We start from the raw sequence: 21,584 nt of genomic DNA, 5'->3' as shown, positions 1-21,584 counted from the left end.
CGTTGAAAAAAATGCTAAAGACATCCAAAAACGAGCCGTTAAATAAGATGCATCGGGCATAGAAAATAATAAAGCCAGAGCAAATAGAAGAGTAAATTTAATAGCTTAGGAGAATAGTCATGGGCCTTTATATCAACACAAACGTTTCATCACTCAACGCTCAGCGTAACTTGATGAATACGACCAAATCACTGGATACTTCCTACACTCGACTGGCATCTGGTTTGCGTATCAACAGCGCCAAAGATGATGCCGCGGGTCTGCAAATTTCCAACCGTTTGACCTCTCAGATCAACGGTTTGGATCAGGGTAACCGTAACGCCAATGACGGTATTTCTGTAGCGCAAACAGCTGAAGGTGCAATGGAGGAAGTGACCTCTATGCTGCAGCGTATGCGTACACTGGCTCAGCAATCAGCCAACGGTTCTAACAACTCAGATGACCGTACCGCCTTGCAACAAGAGTACACCCAGTTAATTACAGAAATTAACCGCGTAGCTAAAGATACCACATTCGGCGGACAGAATCTGCTCAATGGTGGCTATGTGGGCTCCTTTCAAGTCGGAGCAGATGCCGGGCAAACAATTACATTCAGAATGACATCGGCTTTTACTATTAAAGGAATGGCTTCGGCTACGAAGGGGAATGCTACAGTCGCGACTACGACAACAGGTGAACCTTACACTGTGACTAAAAGCAACACTGGTAATGTCTCAACAACAAGCATCAGCACTATTACCACAGCCAAAGATGCTCAAACGGCTATGGCAAACTTGGATTACATGATTAAAGTTGTGGACAGTAAACGTGCTGAGCTGGGTGCAGTGCAAAACCGCTTCGATTCGACCATTCGCAATCAGGCGAACGTATCTGAGAACGTTAGTGCTGCTCGCTCACGGATCCGTGATGCTGACTTTGCGACTGAAACCGCCAACCTGACCAAGCAGAACATTCTGCAGCAAGCAGCATCGACCATTCTGTCTCAGGCAAATCAGCGCCCGCAGTCTGCACTGTCACTTCTGCAAGGCTAACAAAAGAAAACAGGGCGGTTGTTCAGGCCGCCCTGATCAAGAGATGGAACAAAGGGGTGTTCGGGTCGCACTCTGTTCTATCGGGAGAGATATAAATCTCTACTAGTAATGCCAAGTGTTGTCCAGTTGTTCAGTTCTGTCACGCTTGGTCATATTCTCCTGAGCATATGCTCATCTTTAGGCCGGTTTACCGGCCTCTTTTTATTGTGCCGCCAAATTGACGTCACTCTCTCAGTACCTAGCAGGAACCGTGCCAACATACTTATTCCTGTAAACAGGGTCATCATCAGTAGTGAGTTGTATGGTGATGCTGCTCAATTCATATTCAGCTGCCGCTTCCCGGAGAAAACTTGCCGCTTTAGGCAACAATTTTCCTAAAGCTTGCCTCTGTGCTGCCGTTAAATAAAGTGAAGCAATCGAGGGGTGTTCGGAATCCAACGTTTGCACTACTGCGGGTGACCTGTTCGTTCAAACAGACACCCGCCTGAAGAGACAGGCATGTTCAACCTGTTCTTCAAACGGTGGGCCGTCGTTTTGTTTGGACGACGCAACCTGCAGTTGCATGTTCTTCGGGAGAATATTTTATGGCTATGTACATTAACACCAACGTTTCATCACTGAACGCCCAGCGTAACTTGATGAATACCAACAAGTCGCTGGATACCTCCTATACCAGGTTGGCATCCGGCCTTCGTATCAACACCGCCAAAGACGATGCTGCCGGCTTGCAGATCTCCAACCGTTTGACTTCACAGGTTAACGGTTTAGATCAAGGCAACCGTAACGCTAACGATGGTATTTCTGTGGCACAAACTGCAGAAGGTGCGATGGATGAAGTGACCTCCATGTTGCAACGGATGCGCACTTTGGCTCAGCAATCAGCGAACGGTTCCAACAACTCGGATGATCGTGTGGCTTTGCAGCAGGAATATGACCAACTGACGACAGAGATAAATCGTATCTCTGGCGATACCACTTTTGGTGGTCAAAAGCTGCTTGATGGTACTTATAAGGGCTCCTTCCAAGTCGGTGCAGATGCAGGGCAAACAATTACCTTCAAGATGACATCTGCTTTCACGATCAAGGGTATTGCATCTGCGACAAAAGGGAGTGCAACAGTAACTACCACCACCACAGGTGAACCTTATACGATTGGCAAAACAACTACAGCGGTTACTACAACTAGTGTCAGCAGTATCAAAACCGCTAAAGATGCCCAGACAGCCATGGCCAACCTTGATTTCATGATAAAGGCCGTGGATAGCAAACGGGCAGAGCTGGGTGCGGTGCAGAACCGGTTTGACTCGACCATTCGCAACCAGTCCAACGTGTCTGAGAACCTGAGTGCCGCACGTTCTCGTATCCGTGATGCGGACTTCGCGACAGAAACCGCCAACCTGACCAAGCAGAACATCCTGCAGCAGGCTGCTTCAAGTATCCTGGCGCAAGCCAACCAAAGACCGCAATCTGCTCTGTCCCTGTTGGGTTAACGGGCAGTGATGAGATAGAAAAGGAGCGACGATATGGCCAATGACATTGGAATTCCCTCATCGGTCACTCCTTCTTCTCTTCAGTCAAGTAGCAAGAGCGGCCAATCGGCCGCTCAAGTGCTATCTGGCATGGCGGAAGAGCAGCGGGTGATGACACAGGATGTGGAAAAGCAACAAGCGGAGCGAGCCAAAGAGAAGGTTCGCAAATCCGATGTCTCAGATAAGGACATTGAAAAAGAGGTACAAAACTTGCAGGAGTTCAGCAAGTTGCAGGGATGGACCGTCAACTTCAGCGTCGAAAAGGATCTCGAGCAAGTTGTTATCAAGGTGATGGACGCTAATACCAAGTCAATGATCCGTCAGATCCCAAGTGAAGAGTTGCTGTCTATCAGTAAACGGCTCAAGGATCTGCGTGAAGGTGATGTAATAGGTGGTGGCTCAAGAGTCGGATTATTGCTTGATAAAGAGATTTAATACGTAAGTTTTACGAGGAGAGTGAGAATGGCCACTATTACGTCTGCTGGTGCGGGTTCACAGCTGGATCTGGAGTCTGTTATTGCTGCGAGCGTCAATGCCAAGAAAGCACAACTGATGCAGCCCATAACCACCAAAAAGACCAATGCCCAGATCACTCTCTCAGGGGTTGGACAGTTGAAATCGGCTATCGCCTCTTTTGTGACGACACTCCAGGCCATGTCCAAGGATGATGCGTTTAATAAACGCGCCATAAACATCACCCAAGACAAAGATAATCCGGTGCTCAAGGTGGAGAGCAAAACGGGTTCCTCTAACGGGCAATACGATATAACTGTCGAAAAATTGGCGAAGGCCAGCAAATTTGAAGGTAGTTTTGACTCTTCGACTACTCCAATGATCACTCAAGATGGAACCTTGACTTTTAAGGCTGGTGATAAGACCTTTGATGTGGATGTGAAGGCGGGGGATTCGCTACAGTCCATTCGTAAACGCATCAATAATGATGGTAATAATTTTGGTCTTAATGTCAACATCATGAACACATCTGATGGTAAATCTAAACTTGTGATTGACTCTGGGGTTAGCGGGAGTGGCAAGGATCTGGTGATCACCGGAAGTACCACTGAGTTGGCAGATAACTTCACTTCTAAATTGTCAAAAACTCAATCCGCGCAAGATGCTCAAATCAAGGTAGATGGAAACACGCTGACCAGTGCTACCAACACATTTGATGGCACTATAGTTGGCCTCAAACTGACAGTTTTGAGGGAATCTGATAGTACGAGTACGACTGCAAGCGATGGTTCTGTGACCAAGACTTACAAGTCCAACAAAGTTGACGTGACCACCGACAAAGCTGGCATCAAGGACATGGTCAAGAGCTTTGTCGACGGCTATAACGCGCTGGTTAAGAAGAGTAATGATCTTGGCAAGCGCAACTCTATCGTGGCAGGGAAAAGCCAGAATGATGGTGGTGCTCTGGCGGGCGATGCAACGACGCGTGCCGTGGTCAATATGATGAATGGCACCATCACCGAGCCTTCGCAAAAGTCCTCTACTTACTCAACGATTTTCCAGATGGGTATAAAGATGGATAACAAGGGGGTATTGTCTATCGACGATACCAAATTCAACGAAGCTATCGACAAGAATTTCGATCAGGTAGTGGCGGTTTTTGGCGGCAAGGATGGGGTTGCAGGTCAGCTGGCCAGCCAGCTGGAAACCTACTCCAAGACCGGTGGTTTGCTGGCGAAAAGGGAAGACTCTTTGAATTCCGATCTGCGCGAAGTGAGCCGGAAGGAGTCCGATGTTGCCACTCAACTGACCAAGTATCAAGAGACCTTGCGGGCCCGGTACGGAAGCCTGGATGCCATGTTGGCCAAGATGAACAAGTCGGCTTCATATTTGAATTTGCTGAATACCCAAAATAGTTAATTTGAATTTATGAGTGGTGTCTCATATGTATCGTAAAAATATAAAAGCCTATACCACCCAGAATCTGCAATCCGAATTGGCAGTAGCTGATCCTTACCGTGTGATTCAACTTTTGATGCAAGGGGGCCTGGAACGTCTGGCTCAGGCTCGCGGTGCCATCGAACGTCGAGATTTTGAGCAAAAATCCCAATCTATCTCCAAAGCCATGGCTATCATCAACGGGCTTCAAGATTCGCTTGATCTCTCTTATGGTAAGGTTCCCGAAGATCTTTTTGCCCTTTATGACTATATGAAGTTTCGGATGATGGATGCTAGCCGTGATATGGATATTACAGCTATCGATGAGGTGATGAATCTGATGCTGACCGTGAAAAGCGGTTGGGATGCCATTCCTGTCGAGGAGCGTGACAAGGCCTTGGCTCAACAAAAGATGGGCCGAGTCGAATGAGTAATAACCGTTTGCCAGAATTAATCGCAGCAGGTCAAGAGTTACTGACCCTGTTCGACCAGGAGGATGTGCAAACGGCTGAACAGTTGATCGATCATTATCTCATTCTCCTTGATGCTGTTTTCCAGCATATCCAGCCACATGTAGTTATTGATATGGAGCACCAGCAAGCATTGGTGCAGTTTCAAACCTTACATGAGCGGATAGAACATGCAAAGAATCAGACAGAAACAGCTTTGTGGAAACTTTCAAAAGCAGGTCGAGCATCTGATATGTACAAGCTGAACGCGGGTTAGTACTACATGGATATTCATAAAAAAATTACAGATATAGAAAATGAGTTGGCCCGACTCGCGCAGCAAAAGCAGCAAGAAACTGCAATGCAGGAGGTGCTTCCGCTGCGCTATGAACTCAACATGGCTGCGTTTGCCAAGTACATGCCCGCCATTCATGACTTTTTCAAAGCATACCAGCCTGCCAGGCCTTTTCGTTTCTTCTGTAATGAAAATGGCGTTCCCAATATTCTGTGGCTTGACGAGGGCGTCTCGCTTTATGGGGACGATCCATTTAGCGAGGTTCAGTCGCAGATTGCCGAGGTCATTGAACAAAGCGTTTTGCAGTGCATCGATTTTGTGCCTCAGTGGTATATCGACGGCCAAATCCATATCAAATACAACAATGAAATCTCCAAATTAAAAGAGAAGTCAGCGCTGGAAGGATTGCGTCTCAACGCGGCATTACATTCTGATATTCCTCTGGCACTGATGTATGGCATTGGTTTGGGCTACCAGCTCGGTTGCTTGTATGAACAGTGCAAGATCAAGAATCTGTTTGCTTTTGAGCCTGATCTTGACATGTTTTATGCCTCGCTTTTCTGCTTTGACTGGCATCAGCTGCTCGCCTACATGGATGAGGAGTCGATCAGCCTTCATCTCTTTATCGGTGTTGACGAGCAATTGCTGGTCGCTGACATGATGGAGGCGCTGCATCGCAAGGGGGCATTCTGGTCGGCAAGCTATTTCTCGTTCTGTCATTACCATTCCCCCAAGCTGCACGCCTTGATAACACAGGTGGAAAGGGAGTTCTATCTGCTCAAAACGGGGTGGGGGTTCTTTGATGACAACATCTATGCACTTGCCCATAGCCACACCCATCTGCAAGACGGCACCCCCTTTCTGAAACGGTGGCGTGATACCCGTGCCTTCGAGCAGATCCCTGTCTTTGTGATTGGCAATGGCCCCTCACTGGATCAGAGCATCGAGTTCATCCGGCAGCATCAGCAGCAGGCCATCATCATCGCATGTGGTACGGCGGTCAGTGCGCTGTATAAAGCTGGCGTCAAACCGGATATCTACGTTGCAGTGGAGCGAACTAAAAGCTCTGCGGATTTTCTGAATATTCTCAATGCCGATGACTTTATCAAGGATACGGTGTTTCTGAGCGTTGATGTCATCCATCCTGAATGCAAGCGCTTTTTTCGCAAAACAGGATTGGCATTCAAGCCCAATGAGCCGATGTTCTCCATGCTGATTAGCGCGTTTGGTCAGGCATTCGAGTACGATAATATCGAATTTTCCAATCCGTTCGTTGGTAATACCGGCCTCAATTATGCGGCCTTGCTTGGCTTCAAGCAGGTGTATTTGTTTGGTATCGACAATGGCTATAAAACAGCCGGACAGCATCACTCCAGCCTGAGTCTCTATTACAACGACAAGCAAGAGGCTAAATACCAGGAAAACTTAAAGAATACTTTCCCGGCACCGGGTAACTTTGGCGACGAAGTGCGTATCAACCATCTATTTGGACTGGCCATTCATAATATGGCCCGTGTATTGCGTGATTATCCCGAGATGCAGTGCGTCAACAGTAGTGACGGCGCTTATATCGAAGGGGCGATCCCTCGCCGTGTTGAATCGTTGCAACCAGAATGGCCGGTACTTGACAAGATCGCACTCATGGATGAAGTGATGGCGACTTGTTTCCAGCCTTTTGACATGGCCAGTTTTGATTTTGCCGCTGCGTTGCAGGTACCGCTGTTCGTTGAGCTTGTGGACAAGTTCCGTGATGACTGGCGCCAGGTAGCCTGTGAGCACAACGCGGTGCTGGCTATGATGCAACGCCATCACGACTATCTGCTTTATCTGTTGATGAGCCGCGAATCCCATCTCTATCGGGTCTTGATCGGTTCAATGAACTATTTCTATGCCAATATCATCAGCCTGATGATGTCGCAGGTGACAGCAGAACCCGAGGTACTGGCGGTCAAGATAAAAGAGGCGCAGGCAATCCTGGAGTTATTTTTCGAGGACAGCAAAGTGATGTATGCCGATGCGTTCGATGGCCATGATACCACCTACTTTACCGGCCTGGATGTGTTCAAGCGCTAGTCCTTGAATCGGATGGGGATGACTCTGTTCATCTCCATTCCCTAACAGTATGATATAGAAGTATTTAATCCTTTCAGGTGCATATATGGCCACCCTTTCCCTGGCATCCACCGCATTTCTCATGCCCGGTAATGTGGCATGGGCTCCTTTGGCCCGACATGCACAGTTGCAATTTTGTCCTCAAGGTCAATGGCAGCCGATGGCCGCTTGTGACGGACATCTGGTGCTCTGGTTTTGGGAGCAACTGCTGACCGACAGCGAATGCCAGCATTGGCACACCTTGGCTGAACCTGCATTGTCCGAAACCATCGACACCTGGTTGGAAGCATTGCTCTCGCCACTGCGGGGGCTCCCTCATCTTTATCTCGGTGCTTGTTCACTGCAAGGAGGCGGTGTGAGTGGCGCTCTTCACCCCTGGATGATGCAGCTGGATATCTGTTTTACCCGAGCACTTGCACGTCACCATATTAGGGATTTGGGGCTGGGTCGCTGGCTCTTTGAGCAGGGGCGAGCCCATTGTGTGGACGAGCGTAATCGTTACCTTCTTTCTTGTCCTCTCTCGATGCACGGCTTGACCAGCCTTGCCGACTGGATTGCCGCGCGTTGGATGCTTGATCAGGCGCCGATACGCAAGGTGCTGGTGCTCGATTGTGACAATACCCTATGGGGGGGGGTAGTGGGTGAAGAGGGGTTGACTGGCCTGTACCTTGGTCAGGACGGTCTCGGCAAACTCTATCAGTCGTTTCAGGATGCGGCGCTCTATTGGTATCAGCGTGGCGTGTTATTGGCATTGTGCTCTAAAAACGAGCCTGCAGATGTTTGGCTGGTGTTTGAGCAGCATGGCGCCATGAGACTCAAAAGGCGAAATGTTGCAGCGTCTGCCATTGGTTGGGGCTCTAAATCTCAAGGTTTGCGACATATTGCTGCCAGCCTCAATCTGGGGCTTGAGGCCTTGGTCTTCTGGGATGACTCCCCCCTAGAAAGGGCCGAAGTTCGCCATGCACTGCCACAAGTCGATGTCATTGAACCACCAGCAGATATTTGGGTATGGCCTACAACCTTGCTCACTTATGGGGGGTTCTCGCGTACCTTCAGTGGTGATGACGCTGTTCGTCAGGCCTCCTATCTGGCATTGGCAGATGCCGCCCGGTTACGTAGCGAGGTTGGCAGTGAACAACATTTTCTCGCCTCCTTGTCGTTGCGTGCGGCGATACAGCCGTTGGCGGTGGATAACCTTGCTCGTGCCGAGCAGATCATCCATAAAACCAACCAGTTTAATCTCTCCTGTCAGCGATATGAGGCGAGCGAGCTCAAACGGCTGGCGCAGTCTGGCTGGTGCTGGCTAGTGTCGTTGCAGGATCGCTTTGCCGATCATGGTTTGGTTGGCTTGGTGCTGATCATAAACCTCACGCCCAAACTGGCATTGCTCGATACGCTGGCTCTGAGTTGCAGAGTGTTGTCCAGAGGGCTCGAATATTGGTTACTGGATAGAGTCTCGGCTGCATTGCGCGAGGCGGGGATCGAGCGCTTGGTTATTGGCTCGAACCGTTGTGCACGTAATGAACCTGCGCTGACATGGTTGGCATCCCTGTCGTTGACCCCCTGTGATAATCCGGATCCCGCCCGTTTTTCCCATGAGCATTACCATAGTCTGGCGCTCGAACAGCTGAATTTGCCTTTTTTGGAGTTTTATCACCATGACTGATCTCTTCACTCTGTTGGAACAGCAGTTTCCTTCTGCAACCGTCATGCGAGGCGACTATCAATTGGGACTTGGGGCCTTTCCGGAATGGGATTCGCTCGGTCATTTCAATTTTCTGTTACTGGTTGAACAGACGTTCTCGGTTCGCTTCGAGCCTGAAGAGCTGGCGACGATGAAACAGCTTCAGGATGTTCGTGAGGCGCTGTTGCGTCGTGGTCTTGCCCTGTGATTGAAGTCTCTCTCTCATATTCTTGGCTCCCTCGGGATCGCACGAGGGAGCGCTATAATGGTTCACTCTGACGCCATGGCTGTGGCCCAGTTTCCAGGACGGGGCAATGAAGCCGGCATACATGCTTTTTGGTTGGGGATGCAGGAGTGGCTTGGAAACGAGGGCACTCTGCTGGTGCCAACATTCACGTATAGCCTGACTCGTCAGACCTGTTTCGACAGGGCGACGTCTCCCAGTGAAGTGGGCCTGATGACGGAGCAGTTTCGCACTCTGCCAGGGGTTGCGCGGACCCGCGATCCTATATTCAGCGTTGCGGTATGGGGAGCGGGGCGTGACCAGGTGGTTGCAGCAGGGGGTCATGACTGCTTTGGTGAAGAGAGCCCCTTCGCCTGGTTGGCGGTCCACGATGGCTGGATTGCCGGTTTTGCCTGTCATCCCGATCGCATTACCTTCACCCACTATGTCGAGCAGCAACTAGGTGTCGATTATCGCTTTATGAAACGCTTTGAGGGTGATGTCCGCGAGCAGGGAATGGTGCGCCCCTGGTATTGTGACTACTTTGTGCGAAGACTCGATCTGGCCAGCGAGATAGACCTCTCCCGTCTGGTTGAAGCCCTTAAAAATCAGGACAAATGGCACCAGGGGGTGTTTGGACGGTTACCTGTCTGGGCCGTACGCTGCGCCGACTTTGCCGCGGTGGCAAAAGAGCTGATCGCTGTCCATCCCCATGCGCTTATCGGGGAGGGAAGATGAAACTGCACCATATTGGACTGGTGGTGGCCGAACTGGATCTTGGCGTACGTTATTGCTGCGAGACCCTCGGGCTTTCCCGCTTTAGCGAGCCGGTGCTCGATCCGTTGCAGCGGGTGCATATCTGTTTTGCCTATGATGATGCGGGGATTTGCTATGAACTGATTGCACCGGCCAGTGATGATAGCCCCGTCAGTCAGGCGCTACGTACCCGTCATAACCTGCTCAATCATCTGGCCTATGAGGTGGCTGACTTGGCAATGGCTGCCGAAAAACTGCGGGCCCAGCGTCATCTTCCCCTCGGGCCCAGCCAGCCCGCTATCGCGTTTGGCGGCGCCCACGTTCAATTTTTCCTAAGCCCGCTTGGGCACATTGTCGAATTGGTTCAGCATACCCATGACTCCTGACACGGATTTTTTACCTGCAGACTGGCAAGACCCGACGCAGATTGGCCAGGCCATGTATGATCTGGCGGTGCGCCTTTATCCTATCAATCGCAGTCTGACCGGTAATGGCGTTCGAGAAAGCCTGGCATTGCTATGCCATTGCCTGCCGGAGTTGCAGGTTCACGAAGTGCCGACCGGTACTGAATGTTTTGACTGGCAAGTGCCTGAAGAATGGAACGTACGCGAGGCTTACATAGTGGGGCCGGATGGGCGTCGGGTAGTCGATTTTCGCGATCATAATCTGCATCTGGTGGGGTATTCAGAGCCTGTTGATACAATTCTGTCCCTGGAAGAACTGCAGCTGCACCTGCACTCGTTACCGGAGTTGCCTGATGCCATTCCTTATGTCACTTCCTACTACCGGCGTCGGTGGGGCTTTTGTCTGACTCACAGGGTTCGTGAACAGTTGCAGCCAGGGCAGTACCGGGTAGTGATCGATGCGACGCTTGCTCCGGGGTCACTGACTTATGCCGATATGTGTTTGGCAGGAGAGAGCAAGCAAGAGATCCTGCTGTCAAGCTATCTTTGCCATCCATCCATGGCCAACAACGAGCTTTCGGGTCCCTTGGTCGGTGTGTTTTTGATGGCCTGGCTCGCCAGTATGCCGCGTCGCCGGTATAGCTATCGCCTCATATTAGTGCCTGAAACGCTGGGCGCCATTGTGTACCTGTCACGCCATCTGGCATACCTCAAGGCACAGACGCTGGCGGGGTTCAACCTCTCTTGTCTTGGGGATGAACGTGGTTACTCCTATTTGCCCTCACGCCGTGGTGGCACATTGGCTGACAGAGCCGCATTGCACGCTCTTGCCCACATTGACCCGGGATTTCATCGTTTCAGCTTTCTGGACCGAGGTTCCAATGAGCGTCAGCTGTGCGCTCCCGGGGTTGACCTGCCGATCGCCTCGATTATGCGCACAAAATATGGTTGTTACCCTGAGTATCACACCTCGCTTGATGATCTCTCTCTCGTAACTCCTGCTGGCTTGGCGGGAGGCTTTATGGCGGTGCGCAGGGCAATTGAATGTATTGAGCTGGATGGACGTTATCGAGTAACGGTGCTTTGCGAACCACAAATGGGCAAGCGCGGTCTCTATCCGGATCTGTCGACCCGCTGGTCAGGATGGGCTGTGCGAGACATGATGAACCTGCTTGCTTACAGTGATGGAGAGATGACCCTGTTCGAGATTGCCGAGACGATCCACATTCCATTCTGGCAAGCCCGCCAGCTGGCAGACATGTTGCTTGAAGCGGACTTGCTCAGTCTGGTCTAGGTGCTTAACAGAGCTGCCAGCTCACCTTCCAGCCAATCGGCTAATCCAAGCCAGTCATGGCGCTCTTGACATGCCAGCAATGCGGCAATGATTCTGGCTGCCTCGCTGCGATGTTCGTGTGGGAGCGCCAGCAAAACCTGTTCGAGTAAATCAGGAAGGGTCAGAGCACTCTCCACATGGTGGCCGAGCCGAAAACGGTGGGCGAGTGTGATGCAATGGTGTTTGAGCGTCATGATACAAAGTCCGGATGATATTCACTGCCGAGCAGAGCAGCACCATCTCGGCTGCTGTTCCAGAAATGAACTTTGGGATGGGCTGCCATATAGCGTTCTAGCTCAATTTGATAGGTTGTGAAGTTGGGATTGGTGCTGACCCGGTTCCCATGACCATCCACGACCCAGCTCAGTGCCTGACTGGCGCTGGGGCCGAGAGCTCCGTCTTGCCAGCCGGCATGGGTCTGGCCACCGGGGAAGGCAAAATCGCAACCAAGCAGGAGTACCTCAGTGCATCCGATTTGTACTGCCAGATCGACGGTCGGATGAATGACGCTTCCTCCCTGATGCAGGGTTCCCTTGGGATGTTTCCGAGCCAGCGTTGCATACATGGGACTGGCTGAGTAGGTGGTAAGCCGTGGGCCTGGCCAAGCATTCAGAGTGTCGGATGGTACCATGGGCGCGTAGACAAGAGGGACTGTATCCAACCCTGCCCCTGGCAACCTGTCTGGGGTAAGCGCATCATCAATACTGACCACTAAATGAGGCGCAAGGCCATAACTGCGTAACGAAACCAGCGCTGTATCGACGCAAATCACCAGCCAGTCGGGATGATGTGCCAGCCAGCCAGCCAGTTTTGGCAGATGTTGTGCTAGGGTGGGTCCACTGGCGATGACCAGTGCACTGCTATCAGGACGAGAGCCAAATAGAGAGCTCACGTCACCATCTTTTGCCACCAGAGACATATTCTCAGCCAGCCGGCTTAAGATCCGTGGCGATGCAGGATCAAAGCGTTGGCGAGTGTACCCAGCCAGTATCTCGCTAATCAAACGCCCACGAATGCGGCAGGCCGCATCTTCGGCCACCTCCAGTTCGCTGGGGAGGGCGAAGAAGGGGAGGACAATCTCCTGTTCATCGGCCGCGAGGCTCAGCTCTACCCGGGGGTCTTGCAGCCACTCGTCGTGCTCGAGCAAGGCCAGCACCAGAGTGAAGAGATTGTGGTGCATGATATGGACATGGAGGGTTTCTAACCGGGGGCGTGTCAGCAGCACCTTCTGCAGATCGCCGAGTCCGGTGCCATAAAGGTGCAGCACGGGTACATCGGGAAGAGTTGCCGCTTGCAGTTCGGCCTCCTTCACCCGGTCGTGCCGGCTGGTGAGCTGGATGCCATTGACCAGCAGTGTGCTGCTGAGGCCTTCACACAACTCCACCTGCAGATCGCCCAGCTGTGCCACCGTGAGGTGGGCTGCAAGCCGTGGCCAACGCTGTTCGATGATTGCCAGATGGTGGCGCAGCAGCTCTTCATTCATCTTGTGCAATCCACTCCCAGTTGAGAGGCTGATTGGCTGCCATGTCTCGGCTGACCCGCTTGCCGATGAGTCGATCGTAATCGGCCGGGGGCAGGCCGAGGGCAGGGCGAACCGATTTGATGTGTTCTGCGGTGAGCAAATCTCCGGCTGCAATATCCCTGACCAGATAAAGGGAGCGGCGAAACGCACGGTTACCCTGTTCACTGGCGGTGAGCTGGTAGTCAGCCATCCCGAGGGCGGCATGGGCGGTATTGACCGAGGCCACCAGCTCGGTGAGCTCGGCCGGTTCCATGGAGAAGGCGCAATCCGGCCCGCCGTCGGCGCGGGCCAGAGTGAAGTGCTTCTCGATGAGGGTTGCCCCGAGCGCGGTGGCGGCGATGGCCGTGGCCGATCCCAGGGTGTGATCGGAGAGCCCCACCTCGACCCCGAAGCGCTGGCGCAACATAGGGATGGTACGCAGGTTGTATTCGGCTGCCGGTGCCGGATAGCCGCTGACACAGTGCAGCAGTGCCAGCTGGCCGTTGCCATGCTTGAGCGCCATCTCGACCGCGGCGGCGATCTCGGCCTCGTTCGCCATGCCGGTGGACATGATAAGCGGCTTGCCGGTCTGGGCGGCGTAGCGAATAAGGGGCAAGTCCACCAGCTCGAAGGAGGCGATCTTGTAGGCCGGGCAGTCCAGTGATTCAAGCAAGTCCACCGCACTGAAGTCGAACGGGCTGCTAAAGACCGTCAGGCCCAGCTCGCGCCCTTTGGCAAACAGCGCCTGGTGCCACTCCCAGGGGGTGTGCGCCCACTCATAAAGGTCATAGAGGCTGTGGCCATCCCACAAACCGCCGTGGATCTGAAATTCCGGTCGATCACTTTTGAGGGTGATGGTATCCGGGCGGTAGGTTTGCAGCTTGACGGCGCTGGCACCCGCTGCTTTGGCGGCGGTCATAATAGCCAGGGCGCGGTCCAGATTGCCATTGTGGTTGGCCGACAGTTCGGCAATCACATAGGGAGCATGTTCCTGGTTGATGGGGCGATGATCGATCTGCATCTGTGTTCAGATTCCTGTGCCAAGTTGCCAGCCTTGCGGCGCCGGCTGCCAGGGGGCAGGGGGCGCTATCTGCGGTGGCTCGGCAAGATAGAGGGGAAATTGGGAGAAAATTGTTTGCAAGCGATGTGCCAGCTCTTGCCACTCCGCTGGTTGAAGTGGCCGGGCGGCCTGCCATGTCAGATGCTGACCGTCCAGAGTCAGGGTTAGCAGTGGTTTGTCATCATAGCGTAGTTGCCACTGTTGACCATCAGGTAACAGCTGATAATCGGATTGTGGCAGCAACCAGGCGGTGAGCCGATCCAGCCCCAGCCCGTCGGCCTGTTGCTGACCGCGGAGGCGATAGTCATCTGCTTGCAATTCAAGTCGTTGCAGGGCCTGCATCAGCCGCTCAGGCTCATCCAGTTCGCTCAGGGTCAGCCGCTCTGCCAGCTGAAAGCGGGCGATCACCTCATCGTTAAACTGTTGGTTGTCGACGATGGGCACCGCCAGGGTCGGCAGGCCGAGACAGGCCCGCTCCCAGGTCATGCCGCCTGCAGCGCCAATGGCAAAGTCGTGTTGTTGCATCAGTTGCGCCATCTGGTCGCTCTGGCGCAGCAGCACCAGATCGAGGTCGGTCAGTTCAGCCACTCTCTGTTCCAGCTCGGGCCAGAAGGGATTGGCGCCGCCCGCCACCAGGGTCCACCGGATAGTGCGGGCCCAAGGCAGTCGAGCCAGGCTGTTGAGGGTGATGAGGCAGGCTCCGGCCGGATCGGCACCACCAAAGCAGATGAGGCCACGTTGCCACTGGCTGACCTTTTGGCGTGCAAGCTGGCGATAGGCAGGGCGCAGCAGGGCATAGTCGGTGCCCAACAGCAGCCGACAGTCGGCAGGGACGAGTGACTGGTAATCGGCTGTGCTGCGCAGTGGCCCCTGATCCAGCAGCAACTGACCATGATGAGGGCGATCGGCCAGATCGTCGATCACCAGCAACTGACCACAGTGGATTGCCAGTGTCTGCTCGATCTGTCGATCAATCTGGTAGTGATCACACACCAGCCACTCCGGGACCAAGGTGGGCAAGGGGCCTGCATCGTCCAGACTACAAAGAGCGTGATGCTGGTGGGAGTGCAGCAGTGGCAAGAGGTGCATAGGTAGCTGATGGCAGAGGAAGTGGCACTCGGCGCCAGCCGTTTTCAGCCGATCGGCAATGGCCAGACAGCGCATCAGATGACCCAGCCCAATCTCGGCCCCGGCATCGAGCCGGAAGGCTACCTTAAACGTCATCTTGGGCCAGCACTTGATAGAGCAATTCGGCCAGGTGCCAATCTTCCGGTGTATCGATATCGACCACCCTGTGTCTTGGCAGAATATGGCCGATCCCCTCTCCGCCGACGGGGCTGATCCCGCCCAACCAGGCAGCCCGCGTCCCCCAATAGAACTGGCCTGCATCCTGATAGGCAGGCTCCAGATCCTGAGAGCGTTTCGTCATCTGCTCCGGCCAGAAGGGGGTGACCCGGCCCTGCTCATCCATGCGCACGGCGCGCTGGATAGGGAAGCCGAATTCGGCCACGGTGTAGACAAATGGAGCATTACTTGCGATCAGTCGCTGATGGGCGGCCTTCAAGTCATCGGCTTGAATAAGCGGGACAGTGGCATAGATGCAGCAGTAGTGCTCTGCCTGGATGCCGAGCTGGTCGAGCCGCTGGATTGTGTCGATCACCACAGGGGTGGTACCGGTGTGATCATCGGCGAGGTTGGCTGGCCGCAGAAATGGCACATCCGCGCCCAGTTGACGGGCGACCTTGGCAATCTCCTCATCATCGGTGGAGACCACCACCTTGCTGAAACAGCCAGATTTTTGCGCCGCCAGGATGGCATAGGCGAGCATGGGCTGGCCGCAGAAGGGACGGATATTCTTGCGTGGAATGCGTTTGCTGCCACCCCGGGCCGGGATAATGGCGATGGCCATGATGGGCTCTCTCTGCTGGATTAATGACTGGCCAAAGCCAGGATAATCGATGACAACTCTTTGATTATTTTTGATATTATACTGGTTTTTCTCCTTGTATTATCGATTTTTGCTACGGAATGGCAGCTGTGTGGTCGATAAGAGAGACAGGTCATGAAAAGTGGATGGCGTTTAAGATGAGCTATGGCGTTGAGTTACGCCCGATAGAGCCGTGGGATCTTCCTGCCTTGCGACGTTGGCGCAATAAGGATGAGGTGCGAATGCAGATGGTATCCCAGACGCGTATCTCACCACGGCAACAGCGCCAATGGTTCGCCGCCACCCGTGAGCGACAGGATCAGCAGCACTGGGTGCTCTGGTGCAAGGGCGTGCGCGCGGGTTACGTCAATCTGAAAGGTGAGTGCCAGGGTAAGCTGCAGGGTCAGGCGATTGCCGATGCGGGACTCTATCTGGGCAACTCGACCGTACGGCATCCCATGTTGGCGATTGCTGCTGCCTTATCCCAGCTTGATCAGGGTTTTGATGAGCTGCACATCGGTTGTATCCGGACCCTGGTTCGGGAGAACAATCGCTCGGCCCTGCGCTTGAATGAACAACTGGGTTACCGTCAGATAGGGCAAGAGAACGGATTTTTCGCATTGGAATTGCTGCCTGCGGATTACTATGCCGCCCGTGAGCGGCTACGGAGATTTTTCAGATGACAATCGCATTGGAACAGGTTTTTGCCGAGGCTCTGGGTATCGATATCGGCAGCGTCAGCGATGGGCTGGCCTACAATAGCATCCCGCAGTGGGATTCCGTCGCCCACATGGGGCTGATTGCCCAGTTGGAGGATAACTACGGTGTATTGCTCGACACCGATGACATTATCGACATGAGCTCGGTCGGCAAGGCGCGTGAGATCCTGGCCAAATACGGGATCGCTTTCTGATGACGGGGCTGCTGCAAGGCAAACGGGTGTTGATCACCGGTGCCGGGCGTGGCATCGGCCTTGCCATTGCCCGTCAGTTTGCCTCTCAGGGGGCTGAACTGTGGCTGGGAGGCCGTGATGAGGTGGCGATGAGCCAGCTGGCTACCGCGCTCGGTTCAGAGTTTGGCGTGCCCTGCCAGCCTCTCTGTTTTGATGTGGCTGATCCGTCGGCGGTCAAGCAGGCCTTTCAACAGCTTTTTACCCAGAGCCGATCGCTGGATGTGCTGGTCAACAATGCCGGCATGCTGGAAGAGGCGTTATTGGGGATGGCGAGCCAGGTCCATCTGCAAAAGACGTTTAGCAACAACACCTTTAGCGTGATCTACAGCAGCCAGTATGCCGTCCGCCTGATGCAACGCAGCGGTGGTGGCAGCATCATCAATCTCGCCTCCCTGATGGGGCAGGTGGGGGCGGCGGGGCTCAGCAGCTATGCCGGCAGCAAGGCGGCGGTGATCGGTATTACCCAGTCACTGGCCAAGGAGCTGGCCGCCAGCCAGATCCGGGTCAATGCGATTGCCCCAGGTTTTATTGATACCGATATGGCGCACGCCATCCCGCAAGATAAGTTTGCCGAGCGGGTGGCCAGCATCGCAATGGGGAGGATTGGTACGCCAGATGAAGTGGCCAAGGTGGCCCTGTTTCTTGCATCCGACTTGTCGAGCTATGTGACCGGACAGGTGATTGGGGTCGATGGGGGGATGGTGATTTGAGCCAGCCTGATTTGTTGACACATCTGGTTGAAAGTAATAACGAGCCAGCCTGGCGAGACCCGCAAGAGGGGTGGCTCAGTTATGGGGAGCTGGCTCGGCGTGTGGCGCAGTTGGCCACCACCTATCCCGTTGGTCGTCATTTGGTCTACCTGCCATTTGTGACGTCCACCCTGCATCTGCTTCACTACTTGCTGGCCCTGCGTGATGGCCACGCCATCATGCTGGCCGATCCTGCACAGGATGCCCAGTTGCACCATGAGCAGTGCCAGCGCTTTGGTGTCAGTCTGCGGGTATTGGAGGATGGGGCAGTTGCGCATCTTGGCGATGCGCCCTCGCTTCACCCTGAGCTGGCCATGCTGCTGCCGACATCGGGCAGTACCGGCTCCTGCAAATGGGTGCGATTGTCGCGAACCAATCTTGATGCAAATGCTGCGGCCATCGCCGAATATCTGGCGCTGAACGGGCGTGAGCGAGCCATCACCTCGTTGCCACTTTTTTACTCCTTTGGTATGTCGGTACTTAACAGCCATCTTTTGGTTGGCGCCTCGCTGGTTTCATGCACTGCCAGTCCCCTTGCGCGCCAATTCTGGGATGAGGTCAATCGCCATCAGGTCACCAGTGTGGCGGGGGTACCGTTTACCTTTCAGATGCTAAACCGCTTGCGTTTTGACTGGGCGCGTTATCCCTGTCTGATGACAATGACCCAGGCCGGAGGACGACTTGAGCCAGCACTGGCAAAACAGTTTGCCGAGCAGGCCGCTGCACTGGGACGCCGTTTTTTCGTGATGTATGGCCAGACCGAAGCGGCACCGCGCATCGCCTGGTTGGCACACGATGAAGTGATGATTGCCCCGGATGCCATCGGCCGTGCCGTACCGGGCGGGTGCCTCTCTCTGCGTCATGAGCCCGGCTTCCCCGACGGGGAGGGGGAGCTGGTTTACCAAGGGCCAAACGTGATGCTTGGCTATGCCGAGCGCCCTGAAGATCTGGTTCGGGAACGTGATATGGATGCGCTCTTTACCGGCGATCTGGCTCGTTGTGATGAGGCGGGCCGATTTTATCTGACCGGGCGACTCAACCGTTTCCTGAAGCTGTTTGGCAAACGGGTAAGCTTGGCTGAAGTGGAGGCCTGGTTGCAGGGGAGGGGCTATTCCTGCGCCGCGACTGGCCGCGATGATCGCCTGCTGGTAGCCATCGAGGCAGATGCGTGCCCCAGTGACGCACTGCAGCTGGAGCTAGCCCGCTGGCTGATGGTGCCGCCATCAAGCGTACGCATCTACCAACATCATTTGCCACGACGCAGCAATATGAAGATTGATTATCCGGCCCTATTAGCTGAGCTGGAGCAGCTATGAACAGGTTGTTTGATGCGCCGGTTTTCGGGCTGCCCCAACAGGAAAAAAGTGGGCTGCTCCTTGCTCGTCTGAATGAATTGACGCAGCGCTATGCGCAGGGGTGCCCAGCCTTTGCCAATATTCTGACGGCGTTTGGCTGGGGTCAGGCCTCGACCTATCAAGAGCTTCCCTATCTGGCCGCTCGCCTGTTCAAATTGGCCCAATGGCAGAGCGTGCCGCAAGAAGAAGTATTCAAGGTGCTCACCTCCTCTGGCACAACCGGAACGCCGTCACGGATCGTGCTGGATCGAGATACAGCCGCCCTGCAGAGCAAGGTGCTGGTGAAAATCTTGCAAGAGTTTGTCGGCAAGCAACGGCTGCCCATGCTGCTGGTGGAGCAACCAGCTCTTATCCAAAACCGCAGCGGTTTTTCAGCCCGAGGCGCCGGTGCGCTTGGGCTCTCCTTCCTTGGCCGAGACCATACCTATGCCCTCGATGAGCAGATGCGGCCCAACTGGCCGGTCATCGAGGCGTTTTGTGACAAATATGCAGGCCAGCCGGTCCTGTTGTTCGGCTTTACCTTCATGGTCTGGCAATGTTTGCTGGAGCCGCTGCGTGAGCGCGGTCTGCAACTGCCGTTGACGCAGGGCACGCTTTTTCACAGTGGTGGCTGGAAGAAGCTGCAGCACCTAGCGGTGGACAATCCTGCCTTCAAGGACCGCTGCCGCGAACAGCTGGGGCTGAGTCGGGTCCACAACTTCTATGGCATGGTGGAGCAGGTGGGGTCGGTGTTTGTCGAGTGCGAGCAGGGCCATCTGCATGCGCCTCTCTTTGCTGAGCTGCTGGTGCGGGATCCGCTGACCCATCGACCGCTCGGGGTCGGCCAACCCGGCTTGTTGCAGGTGATCTCTGCCATTCCCCAAAGTTATCCAGGCCACAGCCTGCTGACCGAGGATCTCGGCGTGCTGCTGGGGGAGGATGATTGCCCCTGCGGCCGTCGTGGCCGTTATTTCCATGTATCAGGACGTCAGCAAGGCGCCGAGGTGAGGGGATGCAGCGACACTTTCCAGTGAGCCGATCAGATGTAGAAGATGTCATGTGGCAAGCGGGGCCAGAGGTTGCTTTCGCGGCTCCCGTTAGCGGCTGGCAAGGTTTTGTCACTCGCCCGCTACCAAGTTTTGCGCCCGTCATAGGTGACTTTGTGGCTGCGCTCTCTGCACGTCTGCAGCAGGGGGGGCGAGAGAATCCGGATTTGGCCGCCTTTGGTTTTTGGTTGCGGCCGCGCCAGATTGAGGTACAGCGCAAGCGCATGGCGGGACGGGCACCGCTGGGGATGGTTTTTCATCTGGTCCCCTCCAACGTGCCGACCGTCGCGTTCTACTCCTGGATCATGGCGCTGCTGATGGGTAATGGTTCCGTGATTCGGCTCTCATCGCGCATCGACCCGGTGCAAGAGGCCATGCTGACCATCCTGAACGAGCTCTTCTCTCTGCCCGAGTGGCAAGAGATTGCCTCGCGTACCCGTTTTATCCGGTATGACCATGACGAGGGCGTCACCGCCTGGCTGTCGGCCCGGTGCCGCCTTCGCATCATTTGGGGCGGTGATGAAACTATCGGCCGGGTACGGGCTATTCCGCTTTCACCCCGCGCTCAGGAAATTGTGTTTCCGGATCGTCGCTCCATGGCGGTATTTGATAGCCAATGGCTCGCCAGCCTGGATGCAGCCGCGTGGCGGCAATTGGTTGCGGCTTTGCAACAAGACTTTACCCGTTTCAATCAACAAGCCTGCGCGTCCCCCACCACCATTTGCTGGTTGGGCACTCCCACCAGTGCGTTGCGCCGTTGTCTGCTCGAAGGGAGCTTCGCCCCATTTGCAGATAATCCCTCCCTGATGATGGAACGCCTTATTAATAGTCAACAAAATGCCGCACATGATGGCCATATGAAGCTTGACACCTTCTCTGGCGTCACCTTATTGACTCCCACCGCCTCTTTGCGGCTTGCACACATCGGAGGAGGTACAGTTGCCGAATTTGTTGCCGATACCCTTGATGAGTTGCTGTTACAGCCTTGGGATATGCAGACCTGTGTCTGGGTTGGGCCAGATAAAATGCGGTTTGAGTATGCGCTACAGCTGTCGCCTTGCTGCCGTATCGATAGGGTGGCAAGTCCGGGACAAGCGCTGGCATTCGAATGGCTCTGGGACGGCATCGACATGCTGGTGGCCTGCAGCCGTCAACTTGCTCGCATTGAATAGTGGATGCCAGGTCACATAAATCAAGTTATATCAATGAATTAGCTTGGTCAGGCACGGCTCTTGCAGTAAATATTGCCATCAAGGGCAGGAAGGGTTGACAGAGACCGTGCGGTAGCCTTGTCCATTTTCTCCAATTC

At 54.3% G+C, this 21,584-nt stretch carries 23 protein-coding genes; 18 read left to right on the top strand and 5 right to left on the bottom strand.

Going from position 1 to position 21,584, the window contains the following annotated elements; translation table 11 throughout:
- Nucleotides 1–119: 119 nt before the first annotated feature.
- From flaA to ACTG27_RS08490, 12 genes are all read left to right on the top strand, one after another.
- Nucleotides 120–1,031 (top strand): flagellin A, encoded by a 912-nt coding sequence (gene flaA, locus ACTG27_RS08545; RefSeq protein ID WP_127007629.1) that lies wholly within the window; start codon nt 120–122, stop codon nt 1,029–1,031.
- Nucleotides 1,032–1,615: 584 nt separating this feature from the next.
- Nucleotides 1,616–2,521: a flagellin B gene (gene flaB / locus ACTG27_RS08540; protein WP_111899735.1), complete on the top strand. Its 906-nt coding sequence runs from the start codon at nt 1,616–1,618 to the stop codon at nt 2,519–2,521.
- Nucleotides 2,522–2,554: 33 nt separating this feature from the next.
- On the top strand, nt 2,555–2,995 hold the full coding sequence (locus tag ACTG27_RS08535) for a flagellar protein FlaG (RefSeq protein WP_330124509.1): 441 nt from the start codon (nt 2,555–2,557) through the stop codon (nt 2,993–2,995).
- A gap of 27 nt (nt 2,996–3,022) precedes the next feature.
- A complete protein-coding gene (fliD, locus tag ACTG27_RS08530; RefSeq protein WP_368152538.1) occupies nt 3,023–4,432 on the top strand; it encodes a flagellar filament capping protein FliD in 1,410 nt (469 codons plus the stop codon).
- A gap of 25 nt (nt 4,433–4,457) precedes the next feature.
- Nucleotides 4,458–4,880 (top strand): flagellar export chaperone FliS, encoded by a 423-nt coding sequence (gene fliS, locus ACTG27_RS08525; RefSeq protein ID WP_127007621.1) that lies wholly within the window; start codon nt 4,458–4,460, stop codon nt 4,878–4,880.
- Nucleotides 4,877–5,176 carry a hypothetical protein gene (locus tag ACTG27_RS08520; protein ID WP_139123810.1) on the top strand — a complete coding sequence of 100 codons (300 nt, stop codon included), beginning with the start codon at nt 4,877–4,879 and terminating at the stop codon, nt 5,174–5,176. Before fliS ends, ACTG27_RS08520 begins: the two co-directional genes overlap by 4 nt.
- A 6-nt stretch (nt 5,177–5,182) precedes the next feature.
- Complete coding sequence (locus tag ACTG27_RS08515) at nt 5,183–7,267, top strand: motility associated factor glycosyltransferase family protein (protein ID WP_439979495.1); 2,085 nt, start codon at nt 5,183–5,185, stop codon at nt 7,265–7,267.
- Nucleotides 7,268–7,352: 85 nt separating this feature from the next.
- Nucleotides 7,353–8,972: an HAD-IIIC family phosphatase gene (locus ACTG27_RS08510; protein WP_330124507.1), complete on the top strand. Its 1,620-nt coding sequence runs from the start codon at nt 7,353–7,355 to the stop codon at nt 8,970–8,972.
- Nucleotides 8,965–9,198, top strand: coding sequence for an acyl carrier protein (locus tag ACTG27_RS08505; RefSeq protein ID WP_439979494.1), 234 nt, complete (start codon nt 8,965–8,967; stop codon nt 9,196–9,198). Before ACTG27_RS08510 ends, ACTG27_RS08505 begins: the two co-directional genes overlap by 8 nt.
- 57 nt (nt 9,199–9,255) lie before the next feature.
- A complete protein-coding gene (locus tag ACTG27_RS08500) occupies nt 9,256–9,951 on the top strand; it encodes an AAC(3) family N-acetyltransferase (RefSeq protein ID WP_439979493.1) in 696 nt (231 codons plus the stop codon).
- The gene (locus ACTG27_RS08495) at nt 9,948–10,355 is read left to right on the top strand and encodes a VOC family protein (protein ID WP_111899744.1); all 408 of its coding nucleotides are present in this window, start codon (nt 9,948–9,950) and stop codon (nt 10,353–10,355) included. Before ACTG27_RS08500 ends, ACTG27_RS08495 begins: the two co-directional genes overlap by 4 nt.
- Entirely contained in the window at nt 10,345–11,667 is a 1,323-nt protein-coding gene (locus ACTG27_RS08490) for a DUF4910 domain-containing protein (RefSeq protein ID WP_235664761.1), read from the top strand. The genes ACTG27_RS08495 and ACTG27_RS08490 overlap by 11 nt, the downstream gene beginning before the upstream one ends.
- Here the strand turns inward: ACTG27_RS08490 and ACTG27_RS08485 are convergent.
- From ACTG27_RS08485 to pseF, 5 genes are read right to left on the bottom strand one after another with little or no spacing between them, the layout of a single operon-like run.
- Nucleotides 11,664–11,900: a hypothetical protein gene (locus ACTG27_RS08485; protein ID WP_127007613.1), complete on the bottom strand. Its 237-nt coding sequence runs from the start codon at nt 11,898–11,900 to the stop codon at nt 11,664–11,666. The genes ACTG27_RS08490 and ACTG27_RS08485 overlap by 4 nt on opposite strands.
- Nucleotides 11,897–13,189, bottom strand: coding sequence for a motility associated factor glycosyltransferase family protein (locus tag ACTG27_RS08480; RefSeq protein ID WP_439979492.1), 1,293 nt, complete (start codon nt 13,187–13,189; stop codon nt 11,897–11,899). The genes ACTG27_RS08485 and ACTG27_RS08480 overlap by 4 nt, the downstream gene beginning before the upstream one ends.
- Nucleotides 13,182–14,228 carry a pseudaminic acid synthase gene (pseI, locus tag ACTG27_RS08475; RefSeq protein WP_439979491.1) on the bottom strand — a complete coding sequence of 349 codons (1,047 nt, stop codon included), beginning with the start codon at nt 14,226–14,228 and terminating at the stop codon, nt 13,182–13,184. The genes ACTG27_RS08480 and pseI overlap by 8 nt, the downstream gene beginning before the upstream one ends.
- A 6-nt stretch (nt 14,229–14,234) precedes the next feature.
- Nucleotides 14,235–15,491: a UDP-2,4-diacetamido-2,4,6-trideoxy-beta-L-altropyranose hydrolase gene (gene pseG, locus ACTG27_RS08470; RefSeq protein ID WP_439979490.1), complete on the bottom strand. Its 1,257-nt coding sequence runs from the start codon at nt 15,489–15,491 to the stop codon at nt 14,235–14,237.
- Complete coding sequence (gene pseF, locus ACTG27_RS08465; RefSeq protein WP_159143515.1) at nt 15,481–16,176, bottom strand: pseudaminic acid cytidylyltransferase; 696 nt, start codon at nt 16,174–16,176, stop codon at nt 15,481–15,483. The genes pseG and pseF overlap by 11 nt, the downstream gene beginning before the upstream one ends.
- A 164-nt stretch (nt 16,177–16,340) precedes the next feature.
- Between pseF and ACTG27_RS08460 the strand changes: the two genes are divergently transcribed.
- From ACTG27_RS08460 to ACTG27_RS08435, 6 genes are read left to right on the top strand one after another with little or no spacing between them, the layout of a single operon-like run.
- Entirely contained in the window at nt 16,341–16,877 is a 537-nt protein-coding gene (locus ACTG27_RS08460) for a GNAT family N-acetyltransferase (RefSeq protein ID WP_043819461.1), read from the top strand.
- The gene (locus ACTG27_RS08455) at nt 16,874–17,107 is read left to right on the top strand and encodes an acyl carrier protein (RefSeq protein WP_139459750.1); all 234 of its coding nucleotides are present in this window, start codon (nt 16,874–16,876) and stop codon (nt 17,105–17,107) included. Before ACTG27_RS08460 ends, ACTG27_RS08455 begins: the two co-directional genes overlap by 4 nt.
- A complete protein-coding gene (locus tag ACTG27_RS08450) occupies nt 17,107–17,856 on the top strand; it encodes an SDR family NAD(P)-dependent oxidoreductase (protein WP_159143516.1) in 750 nt (249 codons plus the stop codon). The genes ACTG27_RS08455 and ACTG27_RS08450 overlap by 1 nt, the downstream gene beginning before the upstream one ends.
- Nucleotides 17,853–19,211, top strand: a complete 1,359-nt coding sequence (locus tag ACTG27_RS08445) for an AMP-binding protein (protein ID WP_439979489.1) — start codon at nt 17,853–17,855, stop codon at nt 19,209–19,211. Before ACTG27_RS08450 ends, ACTG27_RS08445 begins: the two co-directional genes overlap by 4 nt.
- Nucleotides 19,208–20,263: a LuxE/PaaK family acyltransferase gene (locus ACTG27_RS08440; RefSeq protein WP_439979488.1), complete on the top strand. Its 1,056-nt coding sequence runs from the start codon at nt 19,208–19,210 to the stop codon at nt 20,261–20,263. The genes ACTG27_RS08445 and ACTG27_RS08440 overlap by 4 nt, the downstream gene beginning before the upstream one ends.
- Nucleotides 20,242–21,447: an acyl-CoA reductase gene (locus ACTG27_RS08435; RefSeq protein ID WP_439979487.1), complete on the top strand. Its 1,206-nt coding sequence runs from the start codon at nt 20,242–20,244 to the stop codon at nt 21,445–21,447. Before ACTG27_RS08440 ends, ACTG27_RS08435 begins: the two co-directional genes overlap by 22 nt.
- Nucleotides 21,448–21,584 lie beyond the last annotated feature (137 nt).

The organism is Aeromonas sp. 97A (genome assembly GCF_051919185.1).
GTDB classification, from domain to species: Bacteria; Pseudomonadota; Gammaproteobacteria; order Enterobacterales; family Aeromonadaceae; genus Aeromonas; species Aeromonas veronii.
The sequence above is the reverse complement of the archived record's forward strand: the minus strand, read 5'-3'. Positions and strand labels throughout refer to the sequence as shown.

Bases quoted from the DNA above. Each gene is read 5' to 3' on its own strand.
- ACTG27_RS08520 (WP_139123810.1), top strand. From the start codon at position 4,877: ATGAGTAATAACCGTTTGCCAGAATTAATCGCAGCAGGTCAAGAGTTA.
- ACTG27_RS08505 (WP_439979494.1), top strand. From the start codon at position 8,965: ATGACTGATCTCTTCACTCTGTTGGAACAGCAGTTTCCTTCTGCAACC.
- fliD (WP_368152538.1), top strand. From the start codon at position 3,023: ATGGCCACTATTACGTCTGCTGGTGCGGGTTCACAGCTGGATCTGGAG.
- ACTG27_RS08450 (WP_159143516.1), top strand. From the start codon at position 17,107: ATGACGGGGCTGCTGCAAGGCAAACGGGTGTTGATCACCGGTGCCGGG.
- ACTG27_RS08535 (WP_330124509.1), top strand. From the start codon at position 2,555: ATGGCCAATGACATTGGAATTCCCTCATCGGTCACTCCTTCTTCTCTT.
- flaB (WP_111899735.1), top strand. From the start codon at position 1,616: ATGGCTATGTACATTAACACCAACGTTTCATCACTGAACGCCCAGCGT.
- ACTG27_RS08455 (WP_139459750.1), top strand. From the start codon at position 16,874: ATGACAATCGCATTGGAACAGGTTTTTGCCGAGGCTCTGGGTATCGAT.
- pseG (WP_439979490.1), bottom strand. From the start codon at position 15,491: ATGACGTTTAAGGTAGCCTTCCGGCTCGATGCCGGGGCCGAGATTGGG.
- ACTG27_RS08510 (WP_330124507.1), top strand. From the start codon at position 7,353: ATGGCCACCCTTTCCCTGGCATCCACCGCATTTCTCATGCCCGGTAAT.
- pseF (WP_159143515.1), bottom strand. From the start codon at position 16,176: ATGGCCATCGCCATTATCCCGGCCCGGGGTGGCAGCAAACGCATTCCA.
- ACTG27_RS08485 (WP_127007613.1), bottom strand. From the start codon at position 11,900: ATGACGCTCAAACACCATTGCATCACACTCGCCCACCGTTTTCGGCTC.
- flaA (WP_127007629.1), top strand. From the start codon at position 120: ATGGGCCTTTATATCAACACAAACGTTTCATCACTCAACGCTCAGCGT.
- ACTG27_RS08500 (WP_439979493.1), top strand. From the start codon at position 9,256: ATGGTTCACTCTGACGCCATGGCTGTGGCCCAGTTTCCAGGACGGGGC.
- fliS (WP_127007621.1), top strand. From the start codon at position 4,458: ATGTATCGTAAAAATATAAAAGCCTATACCACCCAGAATCTGCAATCC.
- ACTG27_RS08435 (WP_439979487.1), top strand. From the start codon at position 20,242: ATGCAGCGACACTTTCCAGTGAGCCGATCAGATGTAGAAGATGTCATG.
- pseI (WP_439979491.1), bottom strand. From the start codon at position 14,228: ATGCAGATCGATCATCGCCCCATCAACCAGGAACATGCTCCCTATGTG.
- ACTG27_RS08460 (WP_043819461.1), top strand. From the start codon at position 16,341: ATGGCGTTTAAGATGAGCTATGGCGTTGAGTTACGCCCGATAGAGCCG.
- ACTG27_RS08480 (WP_439979492.1), bottom strand. From the start codon at position 13,189: ATGAATGAAGAGCTGCTGCGCCACCATCTGGCAATCATCGAACAGCGT.
- ACTG27_RS08440 (WP_439979488.1), top strand. From the start codon at position 19,208: ATGAACAGGTTGTTTGATGCGCCGGTTTTCGGGCTGCCCCAACAGGAA.
- ACTG27_RS08490 (WP_235664761.1), top strand. From the start codon at position 10,345: ATGACTCCTGACACGGATTTTTTACCTGCAGACTGGCAAGACCCGACG.
- ACTG27_RS08515 (WP_439979495.1), top strand. From the start codon at position 5,183: ATGGATATTCATAAAAAAATTACAGATATAGAAAATGAGTTGGCCCGA.
- ACTG27_RS08495 (WP_111899744.1), top strand. From the start codon at position 9,948: ATGAAACTGCACCATATTGGACTGGTGGTGGCCGAACTGGATCTTGGC.